Source organism: Falsirhodobacter deserti (assembly GCF_004015795.1).
Lineage (GTDB): Bacteria > Pseudomonadota > Alphaproteobacteria > Rhodobacterales > Rhodobacteraceae > Falsirhodobacter > Falsirhodobacter deserti.
Map to the genome: position 1 here is coordinate 1,037,706 of NZ_ML137218.1, position 26,087 is coordinate 1,063,792.

Sequence of the window (26,087 nt, forward strand, 5' to 3'; positions counted from 1 at the left end):
CAGGGCGCCCTTGCTGCTGTCTTAGAAGTTGGCTGTCAGGCCCAGCCACAGGCGGCGGCCTTCCTGAACGGTGTTGAATTCGGCTTCGGTGATTTCTTCGTCGAAGACGTTATAGATCGCGGCTTTCACCGTGGCCGTATCGTTGATGACATAGCTGCCACCGATATCGACAGTGGTATAAGGCGAATATTTCCGCCCGCTTGCGCCGTTGATCGTGACGGGCGATCCGTTGGTGCCGATACGAAGCCCCGACGCGATTTCGCTGCCGTGGTAGTTGGCGCTGACCCAGCTGTCGAGGCCGGTAACCGGCGTCTGCCAGTCAAAGCGCAGGCTGGCCATATGCTCGGGTGTGCGGGCAAGGGGGAAGCCTTCGAAGTCACCCGTGCGCTGTTCGCTGTCGGTATAGGTATAGGACGCGCGCATCGAGAGCGTGTTCGTCATGTCCCAGTTGCCCGTCAGCTCCACCCCCTGAACGACGGCTTCATCCACGTTGTAGTTGCGGAAGATGTCATAATACTGCGGATTGCCGTTGCTGTCGGTATATTGCGGGCCATCCAGCCACTTTTCGTCCGTGCGGATCTGCTGAAGCTTGTTCTTGAATTTCGTGTGGAAGATCGTCGCGCCAAGGGAGTATCCGAGGCCTTCATAGATCGCCCCAAGCTCCACATTCGTGGTTTCTTCCGGTTCCAGATCCGCATTGCCAAGGATCACCCCGCAGGATGGCGGGCTGTTGCTGGCGCATCCGCCGCCGCCGGTCGTATAGGCATAATTGGGCGTGATGGAGCGGATGTCGGGCGCGCGGAAACCGGTGGAAATGCCACCCTTGATCGTCAGGGCATCCGAAACGTCCCAAACGCCATAGATGCGGGGGGTGATGTGGCCGCCATATGCCTCATGCTCGTTATACCGCAGGCCCAGCGTCAGCGCGAAATCGTCACGCAGCTGCCATTCGTCTTCCGCAAAAAGTGCCCACTGGTACAGGCTGAACTTCTCGTCGAAGCGTTCCGCTGAGGGAAGCTGCGCCTGCGCTCCGGGGTTCTGGTCGCTCACTTCGGTTTTGAGGTACTGTCCGCCGAAGGTCAGCCGGTGTTGGCCATGAAAATCGACCGGCGTCGTAACCTTGGCGTCCAGGACCGAGTTCTTCACCTTGGGGGAACGCAGATCTTCGGTGAAGCCGCTGGCATCATCGATCCGGCTGTAATTCGTCCGCTCTCCTGTTTCCTGCGTAAAGCTCAGCTCGGTATTCGTCAGGCCGTATTGGCCATTATGGGTCAACGACCAGTGGTCGCGGTCATGGTCGCGATAGCTTTGATCGCCAAGCTCCTTTGCCGTGACGCGGGTGCGGCCGGCTTCGAACAGAATGTCGTTGTTCGGATCGACCTGCCATGACAGGCGCCCCGTCAGGTCGAAATCGTCCGAGCCGCTGGGGCCGCCTTCGACAGTGGAAGCATCCTGATCGAATTTCCGGCCCCAGACCTGCAGGCCAAGACGATCCTGAGTCAGCGGGCCGGACACATAGAAGGACTGCTGCTGGCTGTTTTCAAACCCCGCATCGTCCTGAAGCGTCGTCTCGACAGTGACAGAACCGCCCCATGTATCGGCGACGGGCTTCGTGATGACGTTGATGACCCCGCCCATCGCATCCGACCCGTAAAGCGATGACATCGGCCCGCGCACGACCTCGATCCGCTCGATCGCCTGGATCGGGGGAATGAAGCTTTGCTCATAACCGGAACTGCCATTGGTGCGCGAATCGCGCGTGTTCTGGCGTTTGCCATCCACGAGGATCAGCGTGTACTGGCCGGGAAGGCCACGGATGAAGATATCCTGCTCATCCGCGATACCCGTTACCGACACGCCCTGAACTTCGCGCAGCGCATCGGTCAGGTTGGTGAAGCTGCCCTTCTCCAGCTCCTCGGACGTGATGACGGTAACGCTGGCCGGTGCTTCGCGGACGGTTTGTTCGAAACCAGAGGCTGTGACGACGATTTCTGGAAGTGCCATAACATCTTGCGCCATCGCCGGACTGGTCAGTGCCGCTGTTGCCATCAACATTGCCATGGTGGCGCTGCGGCGCCTTGGTTTCATCTTCATTCTGTGTGCCCCAAATTCATACCTATTCACTCGGGTATTATTGGAGACAAAAGTTGTCAACTTTAAGCGAGCAATTCAGGTGATATGGACATTCGTTCATGTTTCGTTCATTTTGTTGGTATGGACGAGCTTCAGGATATCGATGCACTGCAACCCGGCTTCCGCCTTGCAAGGGGTGTGGCGCGGCATCTGCGCAGTCATGACTTCGTCAGCGTGACGGAGTTGGTGCCATGCGCAGGATTACGGGTTGATGTGATGGCCCTTGGCCCGAGGGGAGAGATCTGGATCGTGGAATGCAAGTCCGGGCGGGCTGATTTCCTGTCGGACCGGAAGTGGCACAACTACCTGGAATGGTGCGACCGTTTCTTTTGGGCAGTCGATGCGGATTTTCCCGTTGATCTGTTGCCCGAGGATACCGGCCTGATCCTTGCCGATGCCTATGATGCCGAGATCATGCGAATGGCGCCGGAGTCCAAGCTTCCTCCGGCGCGGCGCAAGTCGATGGTGCAATGTTTTGCGCGCCATGCCGCACAGCGCCTGCAAGGGCTGCGCGATCCTGACTTTCTGCGCGGAAGGTCCTAGCGCTTCTTCTTGCCTGTGGGTGCGGGGGCAGGAGTGTCGGCCATCAGCCGCGCCCGTTCGGCTGCGGCGCGCAGTTCTTCGGCAATTTCGTCCGCTTCGTCCGGATCGAAATCGAGGGGCAGATCCACGCCCTCCGCTTCGATATAGATGCGGACCATGCCAAGCGTGGTCGGCCCGATCTGCAGATTGGCGGCAATGTCGCTTTGTTTGTCGATGCTCATGGCATGTGCTCCTTCTTGCGGAGGGGGTAGTGCCGCAAACAAAATGATGCAAGAGCTTGAAGGGGGTTGCAATCCCCAGAACGTGGGGGTAAATGCCCCCCAGTGCCGGCTTAGCTCAGTAGGTTAGAGCACCAGATTGTGGATCTGGGGGTCCCCCGTTCGAGCCGGGGAGTCGGTACCATCATTATCAGGAAGATAACGGACTTTTAGTCACACGGCTTTCCGAAGCTGCTTGTAAGTTGTGTGATGTTGCGCGGCAGGATCGACCGTGACCGGGCAGCATTTTTCCTGGCTATCAGCTACCGGTCTTTTCACGATCTGCGCGAACATGGCAGGAATGGCGGGCGGCGACTTGGTCCCGCGCCGCATGCAAGGTGGATCAGCACGAACACTTCTCGACATGATTGCGTGAAGCATAGTTTTGATGATCGGCCTATCGCATAGCGCATATCAGGGCGACGAAGGCGGTGCGGGCCTGCTCTTGCGGTCCCAGCCCCGTAACCGCGCTGAAGACGTGGATATATGCAGCGTTACGCTCCTTGACGGGAAGCGATCTCCACTTGCTTTCGATGAAGTCCAGCGCGTCCTTGGCATTTCTGATGGTGCAGGCCTGTTGTGATCCGACACCTACGGGTTCCCATGACATGATGCTCTCTGCCCCTTTTTTTGGTTCTTATCTGGAACAGACGACTGAGCTGAAAAGCTGTTCCAGATGATGTCGGACAGTGACGCCACGTCATCAGGAACGCTGTTCGGAATGCAACGCCGGCAATGGGAACCGGCGCAGCCAGCTTTGCATGATCGCGACCCTCCAACGGTCGGAATATCGGCGGAGAAGGATTCAGCGCTTGCTGCGCGGCGTTTCGACCGGAACCGGGGCAGGAACGAAAGGCACCGGAGGCATGGATGGCCCCTGCTTCCACCGCTCGACGATGAGGGCAGGGACGAACAGCAGCGCGAACACGGTGATGATAGCCAGATCGCTCGGCCACCCTTCAAGCGGCAGAATTGCCCGGTCGACATATCGCAGCGAGTAAATCAGCAGAACGTGCCAGATATACGTCAGCAGCGAATGCCGCCCCAGACACACGATAAGCGGAAGCGAAACGAGGTGGTGCAGGCCGGCCGTCACCATGCCCAACGCTCTCGAGGAGATTTCGGGCCCGCGTGTCAGCAGCCAGCCAAGAAGCCAGGCTGCCGCGATGAAGTTCAGCAGATATACCGGGCCGAAATTGGACCGTCTCTCCATCACCACGAAGGTTTTGATTACCTCATTGTCCATCCAGCCATGAGCGGTGATTACTCGCAGCGGAATGAAGAACATAAGAACCGCAAGCGCGGCGATGGGCCACGCAGCGCCGGGGGGAAATAGCGACGCGGTTCGAAGATCACCCCGCCGCCACAAGGCGCCGAAGATCACGCCCGACAGGAACAGCAACTGCCAGCCCATCGGGTCGAACGCCATCCGCAGGCCTTGCCTGTCCGTCGTGGTGAACAGCTGGTCAACGATCCGAGACACGGGCGTCATCAAGCCAAGCTGCGCCGCCATCCAGCAGATAACGGCCAAAGCCGCCACCACCGGCCACCACCCCTTCCTGATGAAGATCAGAACGGCGGGTGCCAGCAGAAGGTAAAGGATGTATTGCGGCAGGATATCCAGGAATGTCGGTTGAAAAGTGAGCAGGATAACCGCTGCCACCCGCGTCAGGTCATGCAGGCCGGTGACGCCCAGCCAGTTCCGGAACACGTCCATCCCGAACGGCAGAACGTCCCGGCACGCCAGCAGGAAGAAGGTAAGCGACACCGTCGCGACCCACAGCGTCGCGGCACGCCGCAAGGAAGAGCGCCAGACAAACGGCATGCCTTTCGTCTCGATGCGCCTGAACTGGACGATTCCGAAAAGCAGGCCCGAGATGAAGATGAATCCTTGGGCACTTTCGACGAACATGATGTGCCGAAAATGAACCTTGGAAATCCAGTGATCTTGCCGAAGCACCAGATGACTCAGAGTCATGGTGATGAGAAACCAGCCGCGCAGGCCGTCGAGAGATGATATTCGCGACATCGGCGTTCTCTATGCTGACCAGAGTGGGCGCGTCGAGAGACATCTTTCACCGGTTGAAGCGATGAGCGATTTTCTGACAGGCCGGCTGCACGCTGCATGTCGGCTTGAACTGGCCCTTCGGGACGCCCCGGCAAGAGAGGATCGAGATTAACCCGCCTTCGGCTGCCTTGGCAAAGCGAGGCAATCAGCCTTTTCGCCGGGCGCTTTGCGTCACGGCGACGACGCTTGCGAAGATAAGAACGGCGCCGATCCAGGTCGATAGTCCCGCAACCTCGCCGAAGCAGGCCCAGGCCAGCAGCGCCACCGCCGGCAGGCGCATAAAGTCCAGCGGGCCGACAAAGCTTGCATGCGAAATCCTCATCGCCTTTGTGATCAGTGCCTGATTGGCGACGCCAAGGACGCCTTGAAGAAGAAGAAACGCCAGTTGCAGCATCGTGGGCGCTTTCCAAACGAGAACCGCAAGAATCGCGCTGAGAATCGACATGGCAAAAAGGTTCCATGCCACGAGCCGATCTGCTGCATCATGCGCCGCCATGCGCTTCAACATCAACTGGATTACCGCCGTCAGGACAGCTCCGGCCAACGCATAGAAAAGGGCAGGATCAAACCCATCGCGTCCCGGCTGGATGATCACCAACATCCCGACCAGCCCCGCGAGAAGCGCGACGACATGAGCGCCGCCTATCGCCTCGCCCAGGAACACCCACGCGCCAATCATGACGAACAGCGGCAAGGAAAACACGATCGCAGTTGCATCCGGCAGCGATGCCCGTTGATAGGCGATGAACAATGCGATCAACGATGCAAGCTTCAACGCGGCCCGAAGGAAGTGCATCCAGAAATAGGGCGAGGCCCCCATTGTCACCCGTCGCAGGATCCACGGAAGCATGAACAGGAACCCGAACAGCGCGCGAAAGAAGGCAATGATGAAGGCATGAACCTCGCCGGCAAGAAGGCGCACGATCACAGCATCAACAGCATTCAGCAATGCCACGACAGCCATCATCAGCACAGTCAGAACCGCGTTGGACGGCAGCGTCTTGCCCATGTGAATCCCTCATCCCGAAGGCAATAGAGCCGACGGGGCGGGCGGCTGCAACCACAACCGCAAACCGAGTTCAAGCGATCTGCTTGTGCCTTTGGGGCAGGGCCCGAACGTACGTCCGGGCCCCCACTCGTAACCCATGACACTCGTTAAGGTTGTATTCTACGACGTCTCCCGGGCATGTATTCGATTACTTCTGTGCAGAGGCTGGTAGATGACTGTGCAGCAGGCGCGGAGTCGAGAGGCATGATGACCGACGCTGATCAGCGTTTTGCGGTTCCAACTGGTTGCACAATCTTGGATCGTGCCGATACGGCGCACGTTTGGAAAGCTGAAGGGGAGCGCAAGGTTTTGACGATCCACCTCGTGTTGAAACGTAAAAATGCTTCTTTACCGGAAGCTTACGACGATGCACCACAACGCCAACGGTCATGATCCTTGTTGCGGCATCGTGCGGGGATGTTTTCCCAATCACTCAACACTGACCATAAAACAGCGGTCGCATTAACCATTTATTAACCATTTGACATTAGTTCTTAGAGAAAGAACGCTTAGTAAATTACGCGGTTACCGAAACTTACGGTCAGTTAAATGCGTCGTGGAAAATCTGCGACATGCTATCATTCACAGTCATGACCGAAGGTACGGCCACCAATGGTATGGTCGCAACCGAGGTCCATAGGACATCTACCATGGCTATTTGGACCATTGCGCTGCTCGTATACCTTTCTCTGTCGGTTATTGCCTTTGCAGTCACCATGTGCATGCTCATACTAAGCGCGCGGTCCGATCAGGGGGCTGCAGCATCTGAACCGGAGGCTGCAGCGCAGCCTTTGTCAGAGCCGGATGGTCAGAAATATCAATTGGCAACCGCCTGATCATAACGAGCTTCGCCTGATGCATTGCCACGCCCAGTGTGGTGTTTGCTGGAATCTCTTCAGAATCATGCCATGCGGAAGGCGGCCCCGGACCGAAGCCGCTGCACCAACTCTCTTCAACTTCATCGTTTCGACCGTAAAGATTATCCGCCGAAGGCCCTTCAGCGTGACGGATAATCTTCAAAGCGCGGGTGAGTGGATCATCCCGCGCTTTTCGGTTCAACGGCCCTTCGAGATCGCCTTGGACACTGCGTCCTTGGTGCTGGGTGCCGCGGCGATAACCTTCGGCACTTCCTTCTTGGGCTTCTTCTCGTCGCGCTTACGCTTGTTCATGCCCTTGGCCATGGTCTGGCTCCTGTATGGTCCGCCGAATATCGACGGGTTACACAACCTACGCTTTTTGCAATACAATAGATAGACAATTCACATGGGTGGAAGCTGGTTCCGCCTTGGTTGCCCTTTGGTCGGTGCTGTAGGGGATGGGGCTTCTTGTCGGGCCATAAGCGTTAGGCGCTACATGGCGTACAGCATTCTCCCGAGCGCAGACGCGCTCGTGACTCCTGTAGAAGAACCGACGCGATATCGGCCTGGTGGAGTTGATCCCCACCGCCACGCTCATATGAAGCGCGGTCCTCCCGTGGCGAACCGGAGGTGCCGAGGGTTCAGCCTTCCGGCCGTTCGTTCCAAAACAAGTATCGTCCGAGAGACGTTGGAGCGGGTGAAGGGAATCGAACCCTCGTCGTAAGCTTGGGAAGCTTCTGCTCTACCATTGAGCTACACCCGCATGCGCATCGGATTACGCCAGCACTGTCCCTTCGTCAATAGGCGGGATAGATCACCGAACCGACGGCGTGAACAACACCATTTGACTGCATGATATCGGTGCGGGTCAGTCGGTGCTGACGTCCTGCATCATCGCGCACCACGATCCCGTCCGCTGTTCTGCGCACCCAAAGGCGGCATCCGCCAACGGGGCGCACGACGGCCTCGGTGCCAGGGGAAAGCGTACTGGTCAGCACGCGCGATGGGGTCATGTGGCAGGTTAGAATCTGCACCAGTTTCTCCCGGTCGAGCCCTTGGGGCAGGGAGGTTAGGGCCGCATCATCCGGCGCGAAGATGGTATAAGGGCCGCGGTTGCCGAGCGCCTTGTCAATGCCCGTCTGCTGCATGAGAGAGGCAAAACGACCATAGCCGGGCGTTTCTTCTGCGAATTCGTATACATTGGCCGCCATCGCCGGTGTCGACATGAGGCAGGCGATGCAAAAAGCGATCCAGCGCATGGCACCCTCCATGGTAACGACGAGGTAACGCTGTAATGACGCGCAGGTTCCCCCACCTTGCGCTTCACCTGCATGCATCTTATTGTGGGATTAACCGAATTGGAGGGCGATTCAATGGCGCCCGAGCGTCCCAGGGGTGCGGACGCGATCTCCGCAGAACCTCTGCGGATCGAACCTTCCGTCACCTCGCCCGGGCCGGCGCTTTATGCGGCGCTGGACCTTGGCACGAACAGTTGTCGCATGCTGATTGCCGAGCCGAGGGGCAGTCACTTTCAGGTCGTGGACAGTTTTTCCAAGACCGTGCAGCTTGGCCTTGGGCTGGAGGCATCCGGCCGGCTTTCGCGTGCCTCGATGGGGCGCACGGTGCAGGCATTGCGCATTTGCCAGAAGAAGATCGAACAGCATCGCGTTCGCCGGATGCGGCTGGTTGCGACCGAGGCGTGTCGCCGTGCCCGCAATTCGCGTGATTTCATCCGGATGGTGCGGCGCGAAACGGGGCTTCAGCTAGAAATCATCAAGCCCGAGGAAGAAGCCCGGCTTGCCGTGATCTCGTGCGCGCCTCTGGTCAGCCCTAAGACGGAACAGCTGCTGGTGATCGATATCGGCGGCGGCTCCACGGAATTGGTCTGGATCGACCTGTCGGATGTGGCACCGGAAAACCGCGCCCGGTCGATCATGGCGCTGCATACCGGGTTCAAGCCGCGCAAGGGCGCGGCGCGGGTGGTGGATTGGATTTCCGTTCCGCTGGGTGTTGCCACGCTGAAAGACCAGTTCATGGACGTGGAGGACGATGCCGCACGTTTCGCCCTGATGAGCTGGTTCTTCGAGGAGAACCTGTCGAGCTTCTCCCCCTACAGTGCCGTGAACAAGCGCGAAGGGTTCCAGATCGTCGGCACCTCTGGCACCATCACGACAGTGGCCGCATCCTTTCTTGGGCTGCGGCGATATGACCGGACGAAGGTGGACGGGTTGCACATGACCTCGGACCAGATCGATCAGGTGATCCGCGACTATCTGGCGCTTGGGCCGGACGGGCGGCGGCTGGACCCCCAGATCGGGCGGGACCGGCACAGTCTGATCATGTCGGGTGCGGCCATCTTGCAGGCGCTGATGCGGATCTGGCCGACCGACAGGCTTTCCGTAGCTGATCGCGGCCTGCGTGAAGGGCTGCTTTATCAACAAATGAACGCGGATGGCGTTCTGGAAGACGGACCACTGAAATGACAGAAAAGAAGACCTCCGGCCGTGGCCAGCGCGACCTGCGCGTGCGGGTGAAAACGGCAAAGGGGCGCAAGCTGTCCTCGACGCTTTGGCTGGAGCGGCAGCTGAACGACCCTTACGTGCAGCGCGCCAAGCGCGAGGGCTTTCGCGGACGTGCGGCATTCAAGATCCTGGAACTGGATGACAAGTTCGGTTTCCTGAAACCTGGCGCACGGGTGGTCGATCTTGGCTGCGCCCCTGGCGGCTGGTGCCAGGTGGCGGTTCAACGCGTGAACGCGCTTGGCCAGAGAGAGGGCAAGCCCATCGGAACGGTTCTGGGCGTGGATCTTCAGGAAGTCGAACCGATCTCGGGCGCCGAGGTTCACCAGCTTGATTTTCTTGACGAAGACGCCGATGCAAAGGTTAAGGAGTGGCTTGGCGGCGCTGCGGATGTCGTGATGAGTGACATGGCCGCTTCCGCCTCGGGGCACAAAGGCACGGACCACCTGCGCATCATCACCTTGTGCGAAGCGGCGGCCGAGTTTGCTTTCGATGTGCTGGAAGAAGGGGGAACCTTCGTTGCCAAGGTTCTTGCCGGCGGGGCCGAGAATGAGCTTCAAACGATCCTGAAGCGCAACTTCACGAAGGTGGCAAACGTCAAGCCGCCAGCTTCGCGTGCAGATTCGTCGGAGAAATTCGTGGTGGCGATGGGGTTCCGCGGCCGCCGTGCGTAGGGTGCCTCAGGCACCCCAATGACGAACGGGACCGCAATCCATGTGTACGAAGTTGGAGCCGGAATAGCGTCCGACGCCGCCAGAGGAGCAAGCCTCCGCTGCCCGTGCCATCTGCGAGACCGAGCGCGACTTCAGCCGCACATCGGCTGCCTTGCCGGTCATGTGAAGCGAGTTGCGCGCGACGCCACCCGAACGGGCGCGCAGCATCGCGTTCGTCTTGGGTGAACGATAGCCGGACAGCAGCATGTACGGTTCCGTCACATCCATCAGGCGGTGCGATGCGGCAAGAATATCAAGCGTGCGGGCATCGAACTGGATCATCTCGTTCGTGCGCCAGTCGCGGGTGAAGCGGTTCACGTCCTGCAGCGCTTCGGGAATGTATTCGCCTTCGATCCAATAGATCGTATCCAACGATTCACCCGTACGGCCGTTATACATGCGGATGCGGCGGATATCACCTGCGCCCCGCAGGAAGCCAAACGCATTGGAGGCGGTAGGGGCCGCCGCGACCACCGTTGCCGCAAAAATACCCAGCATGCCACGCCGAGTTACTGCCGGAAGCTGTCCTGCCATCAGTCTGCCTGTCCACTTTCTGTCACTGCCGCCATTTTTATCTGCGGCTTTGTGTTCGACAGGTTAATGTATGGCCCAGCGGATCCAAAAAATCCAAAGGAAAATGCCGCAAAGTTCCCGCCGCAGGTTTCCGGTCGGCGCGAATTTGCGCATGAAGCGGATGCGCAACATGGTGTGGCTTCTGCGCTTCAGGGTGGAAATCCAGAAAAGCTTTGGCTACATGGGCACAAAGACGGAGGGCGACATGCCACACACCATCCGCGACATCGCCGACGCCATTGGGGCGCAGGCCGAGGGCGATCTTGATATCATCATCAATGGCGTAGCCGAACCTGCATCCGCCGGGGCGGAGGATCTGGCGCTTGCGATGGATCCGAAATACGCAGGTGGCCTGGCAAAGGGTACGGCGCGCGCCGCCATGGTCTGGAAGGGCGCTGAATGGCGGGAAATGGGGCTTCAGGCCGCAATTTTCGCGCCGCGCGGACGCCTCGCGATGGCGGGCTTGTCAAAGATGATGGATCCGGGACCGATGATCGGGCCTGGTATCCATCCGATGACGGTGATCGATCCGTCCGCCACCATCGGCGAAGGCGCAGCCATTGGTCCGTTCGTGACCATCGGCCCGGATGTCGTGATCGGGAACCGGGCGCGGATCGCCTCGCATGTGTCCATTGCGGAAGGCGCGCAGATCGGGGATGACGCCCTCATCCTCAACCATGCGACCATCGGCGCACGGGTCGTGATCGGTGATCGCTTCATCGCACAACCCGGCTGCGCCATCGGCAATGACGGGCTCAGCTTTGTGACGCCGGAAAAATCCGGCATCGAGGAAATCCGCGAAACGCTTGGCAAACGGGACGAGATCCGCAAGCAGCAATGGGTGCGCATCCACTCGCTCGGCTCCGTCACGATCGGTGACGATGTGGAGGTGGGCGCAAACACCACCATCGACCGCGGCACCATCCGAGACACACAGGTCGGGTCGGGTACCAAGCTCGATAACCTTGTGCACCTGGCGCATAACGTGATCGTTGGGCGTGATTGCCTGATGGCCGCGCTGGTCGGCATCGCGGGATCGACCCGCATCGGTGACCGCGTTGTTCTGGGCGGGCAGGTGGGCGTGTCCGACAACATCTTCATCGGCGATGACGTGATCGCCGGCGGTGGCACCAAGATCCTGACCAATGCGCCCGCAGGCCGCGTGCTTCTCGGCTATCCCGCCGTAAAGATGGAAACGCATATCGAGATGCAGAAGGCGCTGCGCCGTTTGCCGCGCCTTTCGGCCACTGTTGCGGAAATTCAAAAATCTGTTTCAAAGTCAGGGCAGGAAGGCTAGACCTTTCGCAGGACAGACAGGAGGCGGCATGGACGCCGTTCAAGACAGGGTCATCCGGATCATCGCCGAACAAGCGCTGCTTGATCCGGCCGACGTGACCCCGCAATCGACGTTGGAGGAGTTGGGCATCGACAGCCTTGGGCTGGTGGAATCCATCTTTGCCATCGAAGAAGCGTTCGACATCTCGATTCCGTTCAACGCCAACGATCCATCGGCCAGCAACTTCGACATCTCTTCCGTTGGCAGCATCACGGCTGCGATCGAGGATCTGGTGGCGCAGAAGACGGCATGAAGCGCGTCGTGATTACCGGGGCCGGCACGATCAACGCGCTGGCCCACGATGTGAAGGGCACGTTCGAGGCGTTTCGCGAAGGACGCTCGGGCATTACCGATCTTGTGATCCGCGACAGGGACCGGCTTGGAATCCAGATCGGCGGCCAGGTGCATGACTGGGATCCCGAAACGCGATTCAACCGTCAGCAGATCGCATTGTATGACAAGTTCACCCAATTCACGCTTCTGGCCGCGCGCGAAGCGGTTGCCCAATCCGGCCTGAATTTCGACGGGCGCCTAGGATATGAGGCGGGCGTTGTTCTTGGAACGGCCGCGGGTGGCGTGAACACCTGGGATGAAAACTATCGCACGGTTTACGAGGAGGGGAAGAACCGCGTTCATCCCTTTGTTGTGCCCAAGCTGATGAACAATGCCGCTGCCAGCCATCTTTCGGTGGAGTTCAACCTGAAAGGCCCTGCCTTCACGGTGGCGACGGCTTGCGCCAGTTCCAACCACGCGATGGGGCAGGCGTTCCACATGATCCGTTCGGGCATGACGCAGGTCATGCTGACGGGGGGATCGGAATCGATGCTGTGCTTTGGCGGGATCAAGGCGTGGGAAGGACTGCGCGTGATGTCCCGCGACGCCTGCCGCCCATTCAGTCTGAACCGCAACGGAATGGTGCAGGGTGAAGGCGCAGCCGTTTTCGTGTTCGAGGAGTATGAACACGCCCGCCAGCGCGGGGCCGAGATTTTGGCAGAAGTGTCAGGTTTCGCCATGACATCTGACGCCTCGGACATCGTCATGCCGAACAAGCAGGGTGCCGCGCGGGCAATCTCCGGTGCGCTGCGCGATGCGCGCCTGAACGGCGAGGAAGTGGGGTACATCAACGCCCACGGCACTGGCACGGCGGCCAACGACAAGACCGAATGCGCGGCCGTGGCGGATGTTTTCGGCCATCACGCCGACAGTCTGATGATCTCCTCCACCAAGTCGATGCATGGCCACCTGATCGGCGGCACCGGCGCGGTGGAGCTTCTGGCATGCATCATGGCGCTGCGCGACGGCGTGATCGCACCCACGATCGGGTATGAAGAGCCGGATCCGGAATGCGCGCTTGACGTGGTGCCGAATACGGCACGGGATGCGAAGGTGGATGTCGTCTTGTCAAACGCATTCGCCTTCGGCGGGCTGAACGCCGTTCTGGCGCTTCGCAAGGTTTGAAGAAAGCCCCGGCAGCGATGCCGGGGCCTTTTCGTCAATCGGCGTTCGCGGCCACGACAGCATCGTATCCTGCGGTGAAGCCAGCCAGCGAAAGATCAAGGGTCACCTTTTCGTCCGGCGCGACAACCGGCACGATCGTCAGTTCGGCCTTGGAGCCGCCCTTCAGCGCATCCACTTCAGCTTGCGTGAAACCGACACGGGCAACGCAGCCAACGGTGCTGCACCATGTGAAGGGATACACCTTGGCCTGCGCGCTATCGACCTTCATCGACAGGTTGGCGGTCAGAAGCGTTTCCAGCGGAACGATGATCGTGGCGCCGGCGGCGGCCTGTTGGCCTTCGGGCAGGTTGAACAGGCTGAACTCGGCAACGTTGTTGCCCTCATCGTCCTGAAGCAGCTGGTACAGCTGGCAACGGTCGTTGCCCTGCTGGTCGTTGATGCAGCGCTGCTCCCACTGCTCGAACTCCGCCTCCACGCGCATGGCGCCGGGTGCATTCGGATCCTGCTCGGCCTCGCCCATGCTGAGGCCCTGCGTCGTTGCATCATCGGCTTGCGGGGCGGCGGGGGCATCCTGCGCCAGAACGGGCTGGGCAAGCGCCAGGCCAAGGGTCAGGGCAAGAAGGCTGGAAAAGGTCTTGGACATTCGTATGGGTCCTCAAGTGGTTCCGAAACCGGGCTTAGCATGACGCAAAGCGGCTGTCAGGACAATTTTCCGGCTGGGTTAAAAAGCGAAAGGACCGATGTTGCCATCGGCCCTTTCTTTTGCCCCCTGTCGGACCGGCCGACTTATTTGATCTGAGCGTATGGCCCGCAGCCACCTGCGTCAACTGCCAAATGTGACGGGAAGTTGAACAAGTTAGTCCTGCGCAAGTGGATGATGTTTCAGCACCAGATCCTTCAATTTTTCATCCAGCACGTGGGTATATATTTCCACGGTGCCAATATCGGCGTGGCCCAGCATCATCTGGATCGCCCGCAGATCCGCCCCGCCAGCAAGCAGATGGGTGGCAAAGGCATGGCGCAGCTTGTGCGGCGTCACGCGCGAAGGCGGAATGCCCGCGTCGACGCCGATGGACTGCACGAGCCGGAAGAAATATTCACGCGTCAGATGGCCCAGCTTGCCGTTGCCGGGGAACAGAAAGCGCGAGGCAGACTTCCCGCGCTTTTCATTTTCCGCTTCCCCGGCATCGCGAATTTTCAGCCAGTTTGCCAAAGCTTCCCGCGCGGGCGGGGAAAGGGGAACCAGCCGTTCCTTTCCACCCTTTCCGCGCACCAGAAGCATCTGCGGGTCACCCCGCGCTGCCGCCACGGGCAGGCCCACCAGTTCCGAAACACGCATTCCGGTGGCGTAAAGCAGCTCCAGCAGGCAGCGGTTTCGCACCTGTATCTCATCGTTGCGGCCCCGGTCGCGGGCGCTTTCCAGCAGGCGATCCACATCCTCGATGGAAAGGGCGTCGGGCAGGCGGCGGTCATGCCCCGGACCCTTGATACGGATGGCCGGATTGTCGGCGCGCAACCCTTCTTCGTGCAGGAAGCGATAGAATTGGCGAACCGAAACCAGGCGGCGCGCCCGCGTTGCTTTCGATAGGCCCTGCGCGTCGCAGAAGATCAGGTAATCCTCGACCGTCGTGCGGGTGGCGCGGGTGAAATCACTGTCATGCCGTGCAAGCCAGGCGGCGAAATCCTTCAGGTCCCGGCCATAGGCCAGCAAGGTGTTTCGTGCCGCGCCCACATCGGCAGCCTGGGCATCGAGGAAAAGCGATATCCACCTTTCGGACATGATCAGCCCTGCCGTTCCAGTATCATCAGTTGAAGCGCCACGCGGCGCGCCGCCGTTTGCAGCCCCACAACCCTTAACGTGGCCAGCCCTTCGGTCACGGCCCGCAGATCGCCGCTTGCACCGCGCGAAAGATGGTCCATCGCCAGCATCACCGCCTCGCCCGTCCGTTGCTGTGCCAACAGGGGCTCAACCTCGGATGGGGCGGCGTGATCACGGAAACCTTCGGCGATGGCGCGCGACAGCGCATCGCCCGCCGTGGCGTGAACCGGATCGCCCTGCGCCAGCGCCAGCAGAAAATCATCCTCCGCATTGGGGGCGGTGCGTTCTGCGGCCGCTTCGGCATAAAGGCCCGCGACAAGGCCAAGGCGGAACGCCAGCCGCGCCGCATCCCCCGTAAGCGGCAGGGCCAGAAGCTGGGAGGCATATATGCGGGCGAATGGCACCTCGATTTCGGCATGGGTCATCCGGTCCCACGCGATGGGAAGCGCTTGTTCAACAGCCTGCACATCAGCGGCGCTTACGGCCTGATCCAGTGCCTGCACGGCGGCAACCCGGTCCCATACCCCACCCGACGCGGCAGGCCTTTGCAACGTGTAAAGGCCAAGCAGCTGGTTCGGATCCAGAACGCCCGCGCGGGCAAGCCGTTCGGCCGCATCAAGCTGCGCTTTCCATCCCGAAGAAACACGCAGCTCTGCATGGGCGAAGGCAAGGGGCAGGGTATAGGTTGGCAAGGGCTGGCCGATCGCCTCGAACATGCGCCATTCCAGCGGGGTCGGGCGGGCAGGCGGCGGCAGGGGCGGCTCCCCCTCGAACAGGTCGGGATCAAGGAAGCGGGAAATCAGCGCATCCTCTTCCGGCGTCACAAGGGAAAGTGCCTGCGCCGTATGCAGCACCACCACCGCCGCCGGCCAATCGCCCGACCGTGCAAGGCAGAAGATGCGCGCAGGATAAGTGGGGGCAAGCTGCGGCGCTGCATCCAGCACTTCGCAGGCGCGATCCTCGGTTCCCTGCAGCAGCGCGATGTCGAACTGGCGGCGGAACGCCTGCAAACCGGAAGCACCGGCCGCATCCAGCAGCGCCTGCGCCTGATCCAGCGCCCCAAGGGCCAGAAGCTTGTCCATCCGCGCAAAGAACACCAGCCCGTCATCGCCGCCCCCTGGCGGGCGCGATTCCGTCAGCAGCAGGTTCATCGACAATTCTTCCAGCGCCGGGATGGAATTCGCCTGCATCGCGGTGATCTGTGCCGCGATCTCGTGCGGGTCCCCATTTCCCCAAAGGTTTCGGGGCAGGCCGGTCTGGCGCGGCGTCAGCAAACCTGCGGCATCGACGATTGGCGCATCGGGCAGCGGCGCGCTTGTCCCGCCTTCAGGCCTCTCCGGCGGCGAGGCAGGCGCAACCGGCGCCGTGATGGAGCGCGAAAGCCAGTCGATCGCAGAAAGCGGCGCCTCGGCCAAAGCCGGCGCCGGCATGATCACAAGCGCAAGCGCAAGAAGCCGCCTAGTTGCCATCCAGCGTCACCGGCGCCGTCACTTCTGCCTGCGGGGGCGTCAGGTCGCCCAGATACGCATAACCCGCCAGCCCGATGAAGATCAGCACCGCCAGCACCAGCACCGCCTTGACAATAAGACCCATCATCCCGTCCTTCTGCCCCTGTGCCGCTTCGGCATCTTTCGCATTTATGTATGGCAATCGCCCATCTATCACGCCATTACCGCATAAAGACGCGCACGACCAGCGCGCGATGAGGCAAACCGGCGGAGATGGCAGGAACGTGACGCGACTGAAGAAGACGGTGGTTCTGGTGGGTATGATGGGCGCCGGCAAAACGGCCGTCGGCACGCAGTTGGCCCGTCAGATAGGCGTGCCCTTCATCGATACCGATCACGAGATCGAACGCGCAGCGGCCCGCACCATCCCCGAGATCTTCGCCCGTGATGGAGAAGCGTTCTTTCGCGGCAAGGAAACGCAGGTGCTGGAACGGTTGCTGCAAGGCCCGCCGGCCATTCTTTCCACGGGCGGCGGCGCGTTTCTTTCTGAGATCAACCGCGAGACGATTTCCCGGCACGGCATTTCCGTCTGGTTGCGCGCGGATGCCGATACGCTTTGGCAGCGCGTGAAGTCGCGCGGCAACCGCCCGCTTTTGCAAACCACCGATCCTCGCCGTACGTTGGCCGATATTCTTGCCGCACGCGAAGGCACCTATGCCCTGGCGCATCTGACCGTGGACAGCCATCCCGGCCTTTCGGTGGAACGGATGGCCTATCAGGTGCATCAGGCGCTGGCAGCCTTTCCCGACATTCTGGAGGAGTGAGATGAAAACCGTATCCGTCGCCCTTGGTGCGCGCAGCTATGACGTACGGATCGGACAAGGGCTGATCGCCGGCGCTGCCGAACAGATCAAGCCCCTGCTGCGCCGCCCGCGCATCGTTGTCATCACCGATGAGAATGTCGCCGGGACGCAGCTTCCGGCACTTCAGGCATCGCTTGAGGCTGAAGGCATTGCGGTGGAAGCGCTGATCCTGCCCGCGGGCGAGGGCACAAAGGGCTGGCCGCAGTTCACCCGCACTGTCGAATGGCTGCTGGACCGGAAGGTGGAGCGTCGGGATATCGTCATCGCGCTTGGCGGCGGCGTGATCGGCGATCTGGCGGGCTTTGCCTCGGCCGTTCTGCGGCGCGGGGTGCGCTTCGTGCAGATCCCGACCTCGCTTCTGGCGATGGTGGACAGTTCTGTCGGCGGCAAGACGGGCATCAACACGGCGCAGGGCAAGAACCTTGTGGGGGCGTTCCATCAGCCGTCCCTTGTGCTGGCCGATATCTGGGCGCTTGCAACCCTGCCAGAGCGGGAATTTCTGGCCGGCTATGGCGAGGTTGTGAAATACGGGCTTCTGGGCGATGCGACGTTCTTTGAATGGCTTGAAAAGAACGCACCCGCAATGGCCGAAGGCGATGATGCCCTGCGGCTGGAGGCTGTTGCCCATTCCGTTGCCATGAAAGCCGCCATCGTCGAACGTGATGAAACCGAGGAGGGGGAGCGCGCGCTCCTCAATCTTGGTCATACCTTCTGTCATGCGCTGGAAAAGGCGACCGGATATTCGGACCGGCTGTTGCACGGCGAAGGCGTGGCGATCGGCTGCCTCATGGCGATGGAGCTGAGCCGGAAGCTGAACCTCGTGCCGCAAGAAGCGCCGTCACGCCTTGCTGCGCATCTGCGCGGGATGGGAATGAAAACAACCCTTCAGGACATTCCCGGGGGGCTGCCCGACGCTGCGGCGCTGCTGCACCTGATGGGGCAGGACAAGAAGGTTCAGGATGGCCAGCTGCGCTTCATCCTGATGAAGGATATCGGCGACGCCTTCATCGCCGATGATGTGCCATCGGATCTGGTGATCGAGGTTCTTGAAGGCCGCTGAGGCGGCCTTCAATGTGCAACCGGTGCCGCGGTCTTCGCAGCCTGACGCAGATCATAATCGCAGGCTGCCAGTACAGCTGACGGGGTGGCGATCAGGCGGCGCGCCGACATGTGGATGGCAGGGGCGTTGATCGTTTCCACCGCCGCAAGGCATCCTTCCTTGAACAGCAGAATGACAGGCTCTCCCGTTGGTTGGGGAAGGACGATGCAGTCATCGGCATCGGTCGCAAGTCCCGCGATCTGCAACTTGTGCTTGCCCTGGTCGGACCAGAACCACGGAACCGAGGCATAGGGCTGCGGCGCGGGTCTCATCAGCCGGCGGGCAATGTGACGGGCGTGATCCACGGCTGCCTGAACGGATTCCAGCCTGACATGCCGACCAAGCGGGCCCGGGAATGCCGCAACATCCCCAAGGGCGGAAATGGCCGGATCATCCGTCAGAAGCGATCCGTCCACCACGATGCCGTTCCGGCAGGTCAGCCCCGCCTCGGCAGCCAATTCGACATTGGGGCGAACGCCGGTTGCGATCAGTACAAGATCGCCCGCAACCTCCCGCCCATCGGCGAGGGTGATGCCCGCGGCATTTCCATCCGCATCCGTCATCACGGCGGCGGCCATCGTGCCCAGCAAGATTTCAGTCCCCATCGACCAGTGAAGCTTCAGGAACAGGTCCGACATCTGCGGCGACACCGCTCGCGCCATCAGCCGGGGCGCGGCCTCGATCACTGTTACGCTAACATTCGCGGCACGGGCCATCGCGGCGAATTCCAGCCCGATGAACCCGCCGCCCACCACCACGGCGTGGCGGGTGTGCGCAAGCCGGCGGCGGATGCTTTCGGCATCGGCAAGCGTCCGAAGCTCTGCCACCCCCGGCGCATCAAGGTTGGGCAGGGGCGGGCGGAAGTTGCGTGCCCCCGTCGCAAGGATCAGGTGGTCATAGCCGTGGCGGGCGCCATCTTCCGTCTCCACCTCTTGCGCGGTGCGGTCGATGCGTGCGGCGCGGGTGCCATCGCGCAGGATGATCGACGACCGTTCATAGAAGGCGGCAGGCTTCAGCAGAAGCGCATCGGCATCGCCGCTGGCCATATAGGCCTTGGAAAGCGGCGGGCGCTGGTAGGGCAAGCCCGGCTCGTCCCCGATCATGAGGATTTCCCCCGCGAACCCTTCCTGACGCAGGCTTGTTGCGGCCTGTTGCCCGCCTTGGCCGGTTCCGATGATGACAATGCGCTGCATGTCCGCTCCTTCAAAGCTGGGATTCGGGCAGGTGGATGACGACACCCTCCAGTTCGGCGCTCATCCTGATTTGGCAGGACAGCCTGCTGGTCGGTCGCACTTCCGAGGCGGCGCAATCCAGCAGATCGCTTTCCCCATCCTCCTGCTGGCCGGTGGCGTCGGCCCATGCCTCATCGACATAGCAGTGGCAGGTCGCGCACATCATCGATCCCCCACATTCGCCGATGATCCCGTCCACGTCGTTGCGCACGGCCGCACGCATGATGCTCTCGCCTTCGGCCGCGTCCACGGCAGTTTCGGTGCCATCTGCGGCGATGAACGTGATTTTCATGATGCTCTCCTTGCTTTTGCTGGGTCAGCCGAGTTTCACGGGCAGGTTGATCGGGCCGCGGAAACCGAAGCCGCGCCACAGCACGGCCTGCGGATCGGGAAGGGTCATGTTCGGAAACCGTTCGAACAACGCCTCCAGCATGATGGCGCCGACGGTGCGGCGGGCGATATGGGCGCCGCCGCAGTGATGCGGACCGGACCCGAACGACTGGTGCGGGTTCTTCGTGCGGAACACGTCGAAGCGTTCGGGATGGTCGAACAGATCCTCGTCATGGTTGGCCGAGGCCTGGATGGTCATGACCGTATCGCCCTTGGGGATGCGGAAGCCGCGGATCTCCACATCCTCCAGCACGAGGCGCGACGAGGCCTGGATGGGCGCCACCCAGCGCACGCCTTCCTCGAATGCCTGTCCCCACTTGCCGGTCCGCCGGGTTTCCTCCAGCTGTTCAGGTTCGGTCAGGAAGCCGTAGATGATGGTGGACAGCGCGTCGCGCGGCTCGTTGATGCCGCCGCCGATCGCGATCTTGATGTTGGCCACGATCTGGCTCATCGCGATCGGGTTTTCGGAATTGACCATGACCGACAGCGCGGATCGGTCAGGCTGTGCGCGCACCCTTTCCACGGCGCGGGCCAGCATCGCATCCATCTCGGCATTGGCACGGTCCGAGATTTCGAAAAGGTCGGGCCGCCAGCCGAAATTGCCGGCCCCGTCGATCAGCGCCTGCGACCAGAAGCTCATCTGCGCATCCGTCGCTTCGGGGATGCCAAGAATATGGGCAAGGATGCGGGCGGCGATGGGTTCGGACAGCAGGACGTGCAGATCCACAACCTCCCCCTTCGGCAGACGGTCGAGGTATTCGTCAACGAACTGCCGGTATAGCGGGGCCCATACCTCCTGTATCGTCTTGGGCATAAGGGCGGGGGCCATTGCCATGCGTTCGGCCATATGTTCCGGGCCGTCCTTGCGCATCAGGGTATGGGCAAGGAAGGCACGCTTCATCGGCGTGTTCGGATCGTTGGAGGAAAAGATCTCCGGCGTGTCCTTGACGTATTTGCAGTCCTCCGCCTTTGTCAGGAACGTCCGGCCTACCGATTTCACACGCAGCACGGGCGCTTCGGCCCGCAGCCGCCGATAGATGGGATAGGGCGCAACGGTCAGATCGTCGATGCTGATCGTGTCGTCCAACGGTGCAAGTCTGTGATCCAGCATGGCGGTATCCTCAGATCAGTCGCATGGGCAGGGAGGCCAGTCCCCGCAGTGTATTGTTGTAGGAACGGACAGGATCGCCCGTGATTTCCAGCCGCGTCACGTGGCGGGCCAGTGCATGCAGCACGGCCTCCCCCTCCAGCCGCGCCAGAAGCTGGCCGACGCACATGTGGATGCCTGCGCCAAAGCCCACATGTCCGCTGGTTTTGCGGGTGATGTCATAATCATCGGGCCGGTCCCATCGGCGCGGGTCGCGATTGGCCGCGGCAAGGAACATCAGCACCTTCGCACCTTCGGGAATGGCGGCGCCGCCCAGTTCCGCGTCGCAGGTCGTGGTGCGGAAGAAGGTCTGCACCGGGCTTTCGAAACGCACCGCCTCCTCGAACGCGTTGCGGGCAAGGGACGGATCGGCACGAAGCGCGGCGAACTGGTCGGGAAAGCGACCAAGGCAGTAGAGTGCAGCGCCGATGCCGTTCACCGTCGTGTCGATGCCCGCTGTCAGAAGGGAACGGACAAGCAGCGTTGCTTCGTCGCCCGTCACCTCGCCCGTGACGGCAGCGGCATGGACGCGCGCGCCCAACCCGTCCGGCGACAGGTTTTCCCGGCGGCATTGCTCGTTGACCCATGCGATATGGGGGGCGGCCCGTTCCATCGCCGTGCGGCGCAGCTCGTTATCAGGGCCGAAGGCGTTGAAGGCCAGGCCCGCATAGGGAAGCAGATGCTCTCGCCCCTCGTGCCGCAGGCCGATCCGGTCAGGAAACACCGACAGGGGGAAGGCCTGCGCCAGATCCGCCACCCCGTCGATCTCCCTCCCGACAAGGCTGCGGATCAGCCTGTCTGCGGCCTCCATGAAGCCGTCGCGCAGATCCCGCATCGTGACGGGGGACAGAACGCGGGCCAGCACCTTGCGGGCGCGGTCATGTTCCGGCGGATCGGTTTCCAGCACGAGGCTGGGCGGACGCCAAGGCTTTTCGCGGCTGAAATCCTGCAGGCCCACCCCGCGCGAGGAGCAGAAGGTGCGCCAGTCGTTCAGAACGTGATGCACCTCGTCATAGCGGGCGACACCATAGACGCCGTAGCGTTCGATCCAGACGACAGGGCCGGCCTGCCGCAGCCGTTCATGTTCGGGATAGGGGTTGTCGAAAAAGGCGGTGCCGAACGGGTCCAGATCGGAGGGCGGGATCGGGGGAAGATCAAGGCTCATGCGGCGGCTCCTTTCGCGATGGCGCCGAGGTGTTGTTCCAGCGGGCGCGGGTCGGCCAGCAGGCTGGCACTGGCGGCGTCATGGACCACCTCGCCCCGATCAAGGATGATGGCGCGGTCGGTCACCTTCAGGATCTTGCGGGCGTGCTGCTCGACGATGATCGTGGCGATCCCTTCTTCGCGGATGATCCTGCGGATCTGCGCCAGAAGCTGTTCGACGATGATCGGGGCCAGCCCCTCGGTCGGTTCGTCCAGCAGAAGGATGCGCGGGTTCAGCATCAGGGCACGCCCGATGGCCAGCATCTGCTGTTCGCCCCCCGAAAGCTGGCTGCCCATGTTGGTGCGGCGTTCCTCCAGCCGCGGAAACATCTCGTAGACGCGGCGCAGCGTGCAGGGGCCGGGACGGGCGGTGGCGGTCAGGTTCTCCTCCACGGTGAGGGACCGGAAGATGTCGCGCTGCTGGGGCACCCAGCCGATGCCGGCGGCCGCGCGCCCTTCGGGCGACAGGGCGCTGATGTCGCGCCCGTCCACCGCCAGCCGGCCGCCGAAGCGGCGGGTGACGCCGATGATGCTGTCCAGCAGCGTCGTCTTGCCCACGCCGTTGCGGCCCAGCACGGCCAGCGCCTCGCCGCTGGCAATCCGCAGCGACAGGTCTGGGATCACCACCGCCTCGCCATAACCGGCACGCAGGTTCTCGATCGTCAGAAGATCAGGCATGTTCCTCGCTCCCCAGGTAAACCTGCTGCACGCTGGGATCGGACATGATCTGCTGCGGGCTGCCTTCGGCGAAATGCGCACCGTTAACCAGAACGGTGATCCGGTCCGCGAAAGAAAAGACCAGGTCCATGTCGTGTTCGATCAGCAGGATCGACACGTCGCGCGGCAGTTCGGCCAGCGTTTGCAGAAGCTCCGCGCGTTCCGCTTCGGGCACGCCGGCTGCAGGTTCGTCCAGCAGCAGAACGCGCGGATTGGAGGCCAGCGCCAGCGCAATTTCCAGCAGACGCTGCTTGCCATATGGCAGCAGGTGCGTCGGCTGGTCCATCACCTCGGTCAGGCGGAAACGGTCGATCAGGCCCGCAATCTCGTTCATGATATCGGCGCGGGTGCCGATGCCGCGCCAGAAATCGCCCCCGCCGCCCATCCGCTCGGACACGGCGAGGCCGATGCTTTCCACCGGCGTCATGGCTCCGAAAAGCTGGTTGATCTGGAAGGTGCGGCCAAGCCCCATGCGGGCGCGCTGGATCTGGCTTTTGCGGGTGATGTCGACGCCGTCCAGCAGGATCTGGCCGCCATTCGTGGGCAGAACACCTGTCAGAAGGTTCACGAAGGTGGTCTTCCCCGCGCCGTTGGGACCGATCAGCGCGTGGCGCGCGCCATGCGCCAGTGTCAGTGAAACCTTGTCGGTGGCCACAAGCCCGCCGAACCGCTTTTCCAGCGCGATGGTTTGCAAGGCTGCGGTCATGTCCGGCCCTCCTTGCGGAAGCGGGCCAGCAGGGTGCGGGGCAGGGCGTTCAGGTTCTCGCGCCCGATCAGCACGACGACCAGAAGAACAAGGCCCATCCAGAACATCCAGTATTGCGGCGTGATGGCGGAAAACCAGTCCTGAAGCAGCTTGAACCCGATTGCGCCCAGCAGTCCGCCGTAAAGATAGCCGACGCCTCCCAGAACGAGGATCAGCAGCACATCCGCCGAACGGTGAAAGGCCAGCACGTCAAGCGACACGAACATCGTGGTCTGTGTCAGAAGCGCCCCGGCAGCGCCGGCTATCAAAGCCGAAAAGGCATAAAGCCCCAGGATGCGCCGCCCCACCGGGATGCCCATGCTGCGGGCGCGCAGCGGGTTGTCGCGGATCGCGCGCAGCGACAGCCCATAGGGCGAGGTCACGACGCGCCGCGCAATAAGAAAGAAGGCAAAGGTGACGATCAGGCAATAGGCATAGCCGGTGGTGCCGAAAAGATCGAATTCGAACCGGCCCAGCAGCGGGTCGATCATCACGCCCGTCAGCCCGTCGGCGCCGCCTGTCAGCCACGCCGCTTGGTTTGCGCCTTCAAGCACCAGCATCGCCACGCCCAGCGTCACCATCAGCCGCGTCAGGTCCGAAGCGCGCAGAAGCAGAAGCGGCCCCGTCGCCAGTCCCAGCAGCCCTGCCGCCAGCGCCGCAAGAACAAGGCCGGTCAGTGGCTCCCCCGTCAGGTGGATGGAGGTGAGGCCCGCGACATAGGCCCCCAGCCCGAAGAACGCGCCATGCCCCAGCGACACCACACCGGCATAGCCGATGATCAGGTCCAGAGAGAGGGCGAAGAGCCCGAGGATCGCGATCTCGGACAGCAGCAGGTGGCGGTCCGGCAGGAAGAAAAAGCTTGCGGCCACGATCAGCCAGAAGACGAATTCTGCAGGCTTCCAGCGGCCCCGGCGCAAAAGGTCGCGGCTGACCCGTTCATTCGGACGGGGGGAGGCAAGAAGAGGCGACAGGCTTGTATCGGTCATCATTGGCATCCTTTAGCGTGCGGGGGCGATCAGGCCCTGCGGGCGCAGGATCAGAAGGACGATCATCAGCAGATAGATGAGGAAGGCCCCAAGCTCGGGGACGTAGTACTTGCCCGCCACATCGGCGGTTCCGATGATCAGGGCGGCAAGGAAGGGGCCGGTCAGGCTGGCCGTGCCGCCGATGGTCACCACGATCAGCACGTAAACGAGGATCTTCAGCGGGAAGGTGGGATCAAGGCCCATGATCTCGATCCCCAGCGCCCCGCCGAGGCCGGCAAGGCCAGATCCGGTGGCAAATGTCAGCGCGAAGATGCGGTTCACGTTGATGCCAAGGCCCCGCGCCGCCCGCTGATCATCGACCGAGGCGCGAAGCCGTGCGCCGAACCGGGTTCCGGCCAAAACCATCTGAAGCACGATGACCAGCGCGGCACATACGACGATCAGGAACGCGCGGTATCGACCGATACCCACACCCAGAACCTCGAACCGGCCCTGAAGCCACGGGGGCAGGGTGATCAGCATCTGGCTGGACCCAAGAAGCCAATCCGCCCCCGCGATGGACATGAAGACCAGCGCGATGGAAAACAGCACGTGGTCCAGGTGGCTGCGCCGGTACATCCGCACGTAAAGCGTGCGTTCCGCCACCAATCCCACCAGCGCGGGGATCAGGAAGGCGAAGGGCAGAGTCAGCAGGAACGGAACGCCCAGCCGGTTCATCGCCAAGGCGGTGACATAGCCGCCAATCATGGCAAATGCACCATGGGCAAGGTTCACGAAGTTCATCAGCCCCAGCGTCACCGCCAGCCCAAGGGCCATGACGAAGAGCAGCATTCCATAGGCGATCCCGTCGATCAGGATGGTCAGCATGGTGTTTCCCGGCATGAGGGTTCCGGCCCCGCGCCGAAGGTCCGGCGCAGGTCACTGTCCGTTGCG

At 61.8% G+C, this 26,087-nt stretch carries 30 protein-coding genes and 2 tRNA genes; 11 read left to right on the forward strand and 21 right to left on the reverse strand.

The window, feature by feature from the left end; genetic code table 11:
• Positions 1–21: 21 nt before the first annotated feature.
• Positions 22–2,004 (reverse strand): TonB-dependent receptor domain-containing protein, encoded by a 1,983-nt coding sequence (locus tag JX25_RS05265; protein ID WP_241557856.1) that lies wholly within the window; start codon positions 2,002–2,004, stop codon positions 22–24.
• Between the two features lie 210 nt (positions 2,005–2,214).
• Here JX25_RS05265 and JX25_RS05270 point away from each other — a divergent pair, with 210 nt between their 5' ends.
• Entirely contained in the window at positions 2,215–2,676 is a 462-nt protein-coding gene (locus JX25_RS05270; protein ID WP_128254025.1) for an MmcB family DNA repair protein, read from the forward strand.
• Here the strand turns inward: JX25_RS05270 and JX25_RS05275 are convergent.
• Complete coding sequence (locus JX25_RS05275; protein WP_128254026.1) at positions 2,673–2,897, reverse strand: DUF6324 family protein; 225 nt, start codon at positions 2,895–2,897, stop codon at positions 2,673–2,675. The genes JX25_RS05270 and JX25_RS05275 overlap by 4 nt on opposite strands.
• A 104-nt stretch (positions 2,898–3,001) precedes the next feature.
• Here JX25_RS05275 and JX25_RS05280 point away from each other — a divergent pair.
• Positions 3,002–3,078: transfer RNA gene (locus JX25_RS05280), tRNA-His, on the forward strand.
• A 252-nt stretch (positions 3,079–3,330) separates the two neighbouring features.
• Here JX25_RS05280 and JX25_RS15340 read toward each other — a convergent pair.
• The 3 genes from JX25_RS15340 to JX25_RS05295 form a co-directional block, all read right to left on the reverse strand.
• Complete coding sequence (locus JX25_RS15340) at positions 3,331–3,543, reverse strand: DUF982 domain-containing protein (protein WP_128254027.1); 213 nt, start codon at positions 3,541–3,543, stop codon at positions 3,331–3,333.
• 195 nt (positions 3,544–3,738) lie between these two features.
• Positions 3,739–4,962, reverse strand: a complete 1,224-nt coding sequence (opgC, locus tag JX25_RS05290; RefSeq protein ID WP_128254028.1) for an OpgC domain-containing protein — start codon at positions 4,960–4,962, stop codon at positions 3,739–3,741.
• A gap of 184 nt (positions 4,963–5,146) precedes the next feature.
• Positions 5,147–6,010: a DMT family transporter gene (locus tag JX25_RS05295; RefSeq protein WP_206611519.1), complete on the reverse strand. Its 864-nt coding sequence runs from the start codon at positions 6,008–6,010 to the stop codon at positions 5,147–5,149.
• Between the two features lie 246 nt (positions 6,011–6,256).
• Here JX25_RS05295 and JX25_RS05300 point away from each other — a divergent pair, with 246 nt between their 5' ends.
• Both JX25_RS05300 and JX25_RS05305 read left to right on the forward strand, forming a co-directional pair.
• Positions 6,257–6,442, forward strand: a complete 186-nt coding sequence (locus tag JX25_RS05300; protein ID WP_164876064.1) for a hypothetical protein — start codon at positions 6,257–6,259, stop codon at positions 6,440–6,442.
• Between the two features lie 257 nt (positions 6,443–6,699).
• The gene (locus JX25_RS05305) at positions 6,700–6,885 is read left to right on the forward strand and encodes a hypothetical protein (RefSeq protein ID WP_128254030.1); all 186 of its coding nucleotides are present in this window, start codon (positions 6,700–6,702) and stop codon (positions 6,883–6,885) included.
• A gap of 219 nt (positions 6,886–7,104) precedes the next feature.
• Here the strand turns inward: JX25_RS05305 and JX25_RS15240 are convergent, their stop codons facing one another.
• The 3 genes from JX25_RS15240 to JX25_RS05315 all read right to left on the reverse strand — a co-directional run bounded on the left by JX25_RS15240 (position 7,105) and on the right by JX25_RS05315 (position 8,165).
• Positions 7,105–7,230 (reverse strand): hypothetical protein, encoded by a 126-nt coding sequence (locus tag JX25_RS15240; protein ID WP_277750071.1) that lies wholly within the window; start codon positions 7,228–7,230, stop codon positions 7,105–7,107.
• Positions 7,231–7,595: 365 nt separating this feature from the next.
• Positions 7,596–7,669: transfer RNA gene (locus tag JX25_RS05310), tRNA-Gly, on the reverse strand.
• 34 nt (positions 7,670–7,703) lie between these two features.
• Entirely contained in the window at positions 7,704–8,165 is a 462-nt protein-coding gene (locus JX25_RS05315) for a fasciclin domain-containing protein (RefSeq protein ID WP_164876065.1), read from the reverse strand.
• Positions 8,166–8,279: 114 nt separating this feature from the next.
• Between JX25_RS05315 and JX25_RS05320 the strand changes: the two genes are divergently transcribed.
• Together JX25_RS05320 and JX25_RS05325 are read left to right on the forward strand one after the other, a co-directional pair.
• Entirely contained in the window at positions 8,280–9,389 is a 1,110-nt protein-coding gene (locus JX25_RS05320; protein WP_128254032.1) for a Ppx/GppA phosphatase family protein, read from the forward strand.
• Positions 9,386–10,099, forward strand: a complete 714-nt coding sequence (locus JX25_RS05325; RefSeq protein ID WP_128254033.1) for an RlmE family RNA methyltransferase — start codon at positions 9,386–9,388, stop codon at positions 10,097–10,099. Before JX25_RS05320 ends, JX25_RS05325 begins: the two co-directional genes overlap by 4 nt.
• Before the next feature lie 6 nt (positions 10,100–10,105).
• Here the strand turns inward: JX25_RS05325 and mepK are convergent, their stop codons facing one another.
• The gene (gene mepK / locus JX25_RS05330) at positions 10,106–10,672 is read right to left on the reverse strand and encodes a peptidoglycan L,D-endopeptidase MepK (RefSeq protein WP_128254034.1); all 567 of its coding nucleotides are present in this window, start codon (positions 10,670–10,672) and stop codon (positions 10,106–10,108) included.
• A 244-nt stretch (positions 10,673–10,916) separates the two neighbouring features.
• Here mepK and JX25_RS05335 point away from each other — a divergent pair, with 244 nt between their 5' ends.
• The 3 genes from JX25_RS05335 to JX25_RS05345 are packed head-to-tail and all read left to right on the forward strand — an operon-like array spanning position 10,917 to position 13,505.
• Complete coding sequence (locus JX25_RS05335) at positions 10,917–12,008, forward strand: UDP-3-O-(3-hydroxymyristoyl)glucosamine N-acyltransferase (RefSeq protein ID WP_128255186.1); 1,092 nt, start codon at positions 10,917–10,919, stop codon at positions 12,006–12,008.
• A gap of 28 nt (positions 12,009–12,036) precedes the next feature.
• The gene (locus JX25_RS05340) at positions 12,037–12,300 is read left to right on the forward strand and encodes an acyl carrier protein (RefSeq protein WP_128254035.1); all 264 of its coding nucleotides are present in this window, start codon (positions 12,037–12,039) and stop codon (positions 12,298–12,300) included.
• Positions 12,297–13,505 carry a beta-ketoacyl-[acyl-carrier-protein] synthase family protein gene (locus JX25_RS05345; protein WP_128254036.1) on the forward strand — a complete coding sequence of 403 codons (1,209 nt, stop codon included), beginning with the start codon at positions 12,297–12,299 and terminating at the stop codon, positions 13,503–13,505. Before JX25_RS05340 ends, JX25_RS05345 begins: the two co-directional genes overlap by 4 nt.
• 34 nt (positions 13,506–13,539) lie before the next feature.
• Here the strand turns inward: JX25_RS05345 and JX25_RS05350 are convergent, their stop codons facing one another.
• From JX25_RS05350 to JX25_RS15245, 4 genes are all read right to left on the reverse strand, one after another.
• Positions 13,540–14,148 carry an invasion associated locus B family protein gene (locus JX25_RS05350; RefSeq protein WP_128254037.1) on the reverse strand — a complete coding sequence of 203 codons (609 nt, stop codon included), beginning with the start codon at positions 14,146–14,148 and terminating at the stop codon, positions 13,540–13,542.
• A 213-nt stretch (positions 14,149–14,361) separates the two neighbouring features.
• Positions 14,362–15,285 (reverse strand): site-specific tyrosine recombinase XerD, encoded by a 924-nt coding sequence (locus JX25_RS05355; protein WP_128254038.1) that lies wholly within the window; start codon positions 15,283–15,285, stop codon positions 14,362–14,364.
• A 2-nt stretch (positions 15,286–15,287) separates the two neighbouring features.
• Complete coding sequence (locus tag JX25_RS05360; RefSeq protein WP_128254039.1) at positions 15,288–16,793, reverse strand: hypothetical protein; 1,506 nt, start codon at positions 16,791–16,793, stop codon at positions 15,288–15,290.
• The gene (locus tag JX25_RS15245) at positions 16,783–16,917 is read right to left on the reverse strand and encodes a hypothetical protein (protein WP_277750072.1); all 135 of its coding nucleotides are present in this window, start codon (positions 16,915–16,917) and stop codon (positions 16,783–16,785) included. Before JX25_RS15245 ends, JX25_RS05360 begins: the two co-directional genes overlap by 11 nt.
• Before the next feature lie 109 nt (positions 16,918–17,026).
• Between JX25_RS15245 and JX25_RS05365 the strand changes: the two genes are divergently transcribed.
• Positions 17,027–17,596, forward strand: coding sequence for a shikimate kinase (locus JX25_RS05365; protein ID WP_128254040.1), 570 nt, complete (start codon positions 17,027–17,029; stop codon positions 17,594–17,596).
• A 1-nt stretch (position 17,597) separates the two neighbouring features.
• Positions 17,598–18,695, forward strand: coding sequence for a 3-dehydroquinate synthase (gene aroB / locus JX25_RS05370; RefSeq protein WP_128254041.1), 1,098 nt, complete (start codon positions 17,598–17,600; stop codon positions 18,693–18,695).
• A gap of 8 nt (positions 18,696–18,703) precedes the next feature.
• Here the strand turns inward: aroB and JX25_RS05375 are convergent, their stop codons facing one another.
• Genes JX25_RS05375 through JX25_RS05410 form a run of 8 tightly spaced genes read right to left on the reverse strand, consistent with a single transcriptional unit; the run spans position 18,704 to position 26,036 of the window.
• Positions 18,704–19,927 carry an NAD(P)/FAD-dependent oxidoreductase gene (locus JX25_RS05375; protein ID WP_128254042.1) on the reverse strand — a complete coding sequence of 408 codons (1,224 nt, stop codon included), beginning with the start codon at positions 19,925–19,927 and terminating at the stop codon, positions 18,704–18,706.
• A 10-nt stretch (positions 19,928–19,937) separates the two neighbouring features.
• Positions 19,938–20,258 carry a 2Fe-2S iron-sulfur cluster-binding protein gene (locus JX25_RS05380; RefSeq protein WP_338323023.1) on the reverse strand — a complete coding sequence of 107 codons (321 nt, stop codon included), beginning with the start codon at positions 20,256–20,258 and terminating at the stop codon, positions 19,938–19,940.
• A 24-nt stretch (positions 20,259–20,282) separates the two neighbouring features.
• Positions 20,283–21,467 (reverse strand): cytochrome P450, encoded by a 1,185-nt coding sequence (locus tag JX25_RS05385; RefSeq protein WP_128254044.1) that lies wholly within the window; start codon positions 21,465–21,467, stop codon positions 20,283–20,285.
• 10 nt (positions 21,468–21,477) lie between these two features.
• The gene (locus JX25_RS05390; RefSeq protein WP_128254045.1) at positions 21,478–22,668 is read right to left on the reverse strand and encodes a cytochrome P450; all 1,191 of its coding nucleotides are present in this window, start codon (positions 22,666–22,668) and stop codon (positions 21,478–21,480) included.
• Positions 22,665–23,384 (reverse strand): ABC transporter ATP-binding protein, encoded by a 720-nt coding sequence (locus tag JX25_RS05395; RefSeq protein WP_128254046.1) that lies wholly within the window; start codon positions 23,382–23,384, stop codon positions 22,665–22,667. The genes JX25_RS05390 and JX25_RS05395 overlap by 4 nt, the downstream gene beginning before the upstream one ends.
• Positions 23,377–24,129: an ABC transporter ATP-binding protein gene (locus tag JX25_RS05400; RefSeq protein ID WP_128254047.1), complete on the reverse strand. Its 753-nt coding sequence runs from the start codon at positions 24,127–24,129 to the stop codon at positions 23,377–23,379. The genes JX25_RS05395 and JX25_RS05400 overlap by 8 nt, the downstream gene beginning before the upstream one ends.
• Entirely contained in the window at positions 24,126–25,154 is a 1,029-nt protein-coding gene (locus JX25_RS05405; protein ID WP_128254048.1) for a branched-chain amino acid ABC transporter permease, read from the reverse strand. Before JX25_RS05405 ends, JX25_RS05400 begins: the two co-directional genes overlap by 4 nt.
• A 12-nt stretch (positions 25,155–25,166) precedes the next feature.
• A complete protein-coding gene (locus JX25_RS05410) occupies positions 25,167–26,036 on the reverse strand; it encodes a branched-chain amino acid ABC transporter permease (protein WP_241557857.1) in 870 nt (289 codons plus the stop codon).
• Between the last annotated feature and the right edge of the window lie 51 nt (positions 26,037–26,087).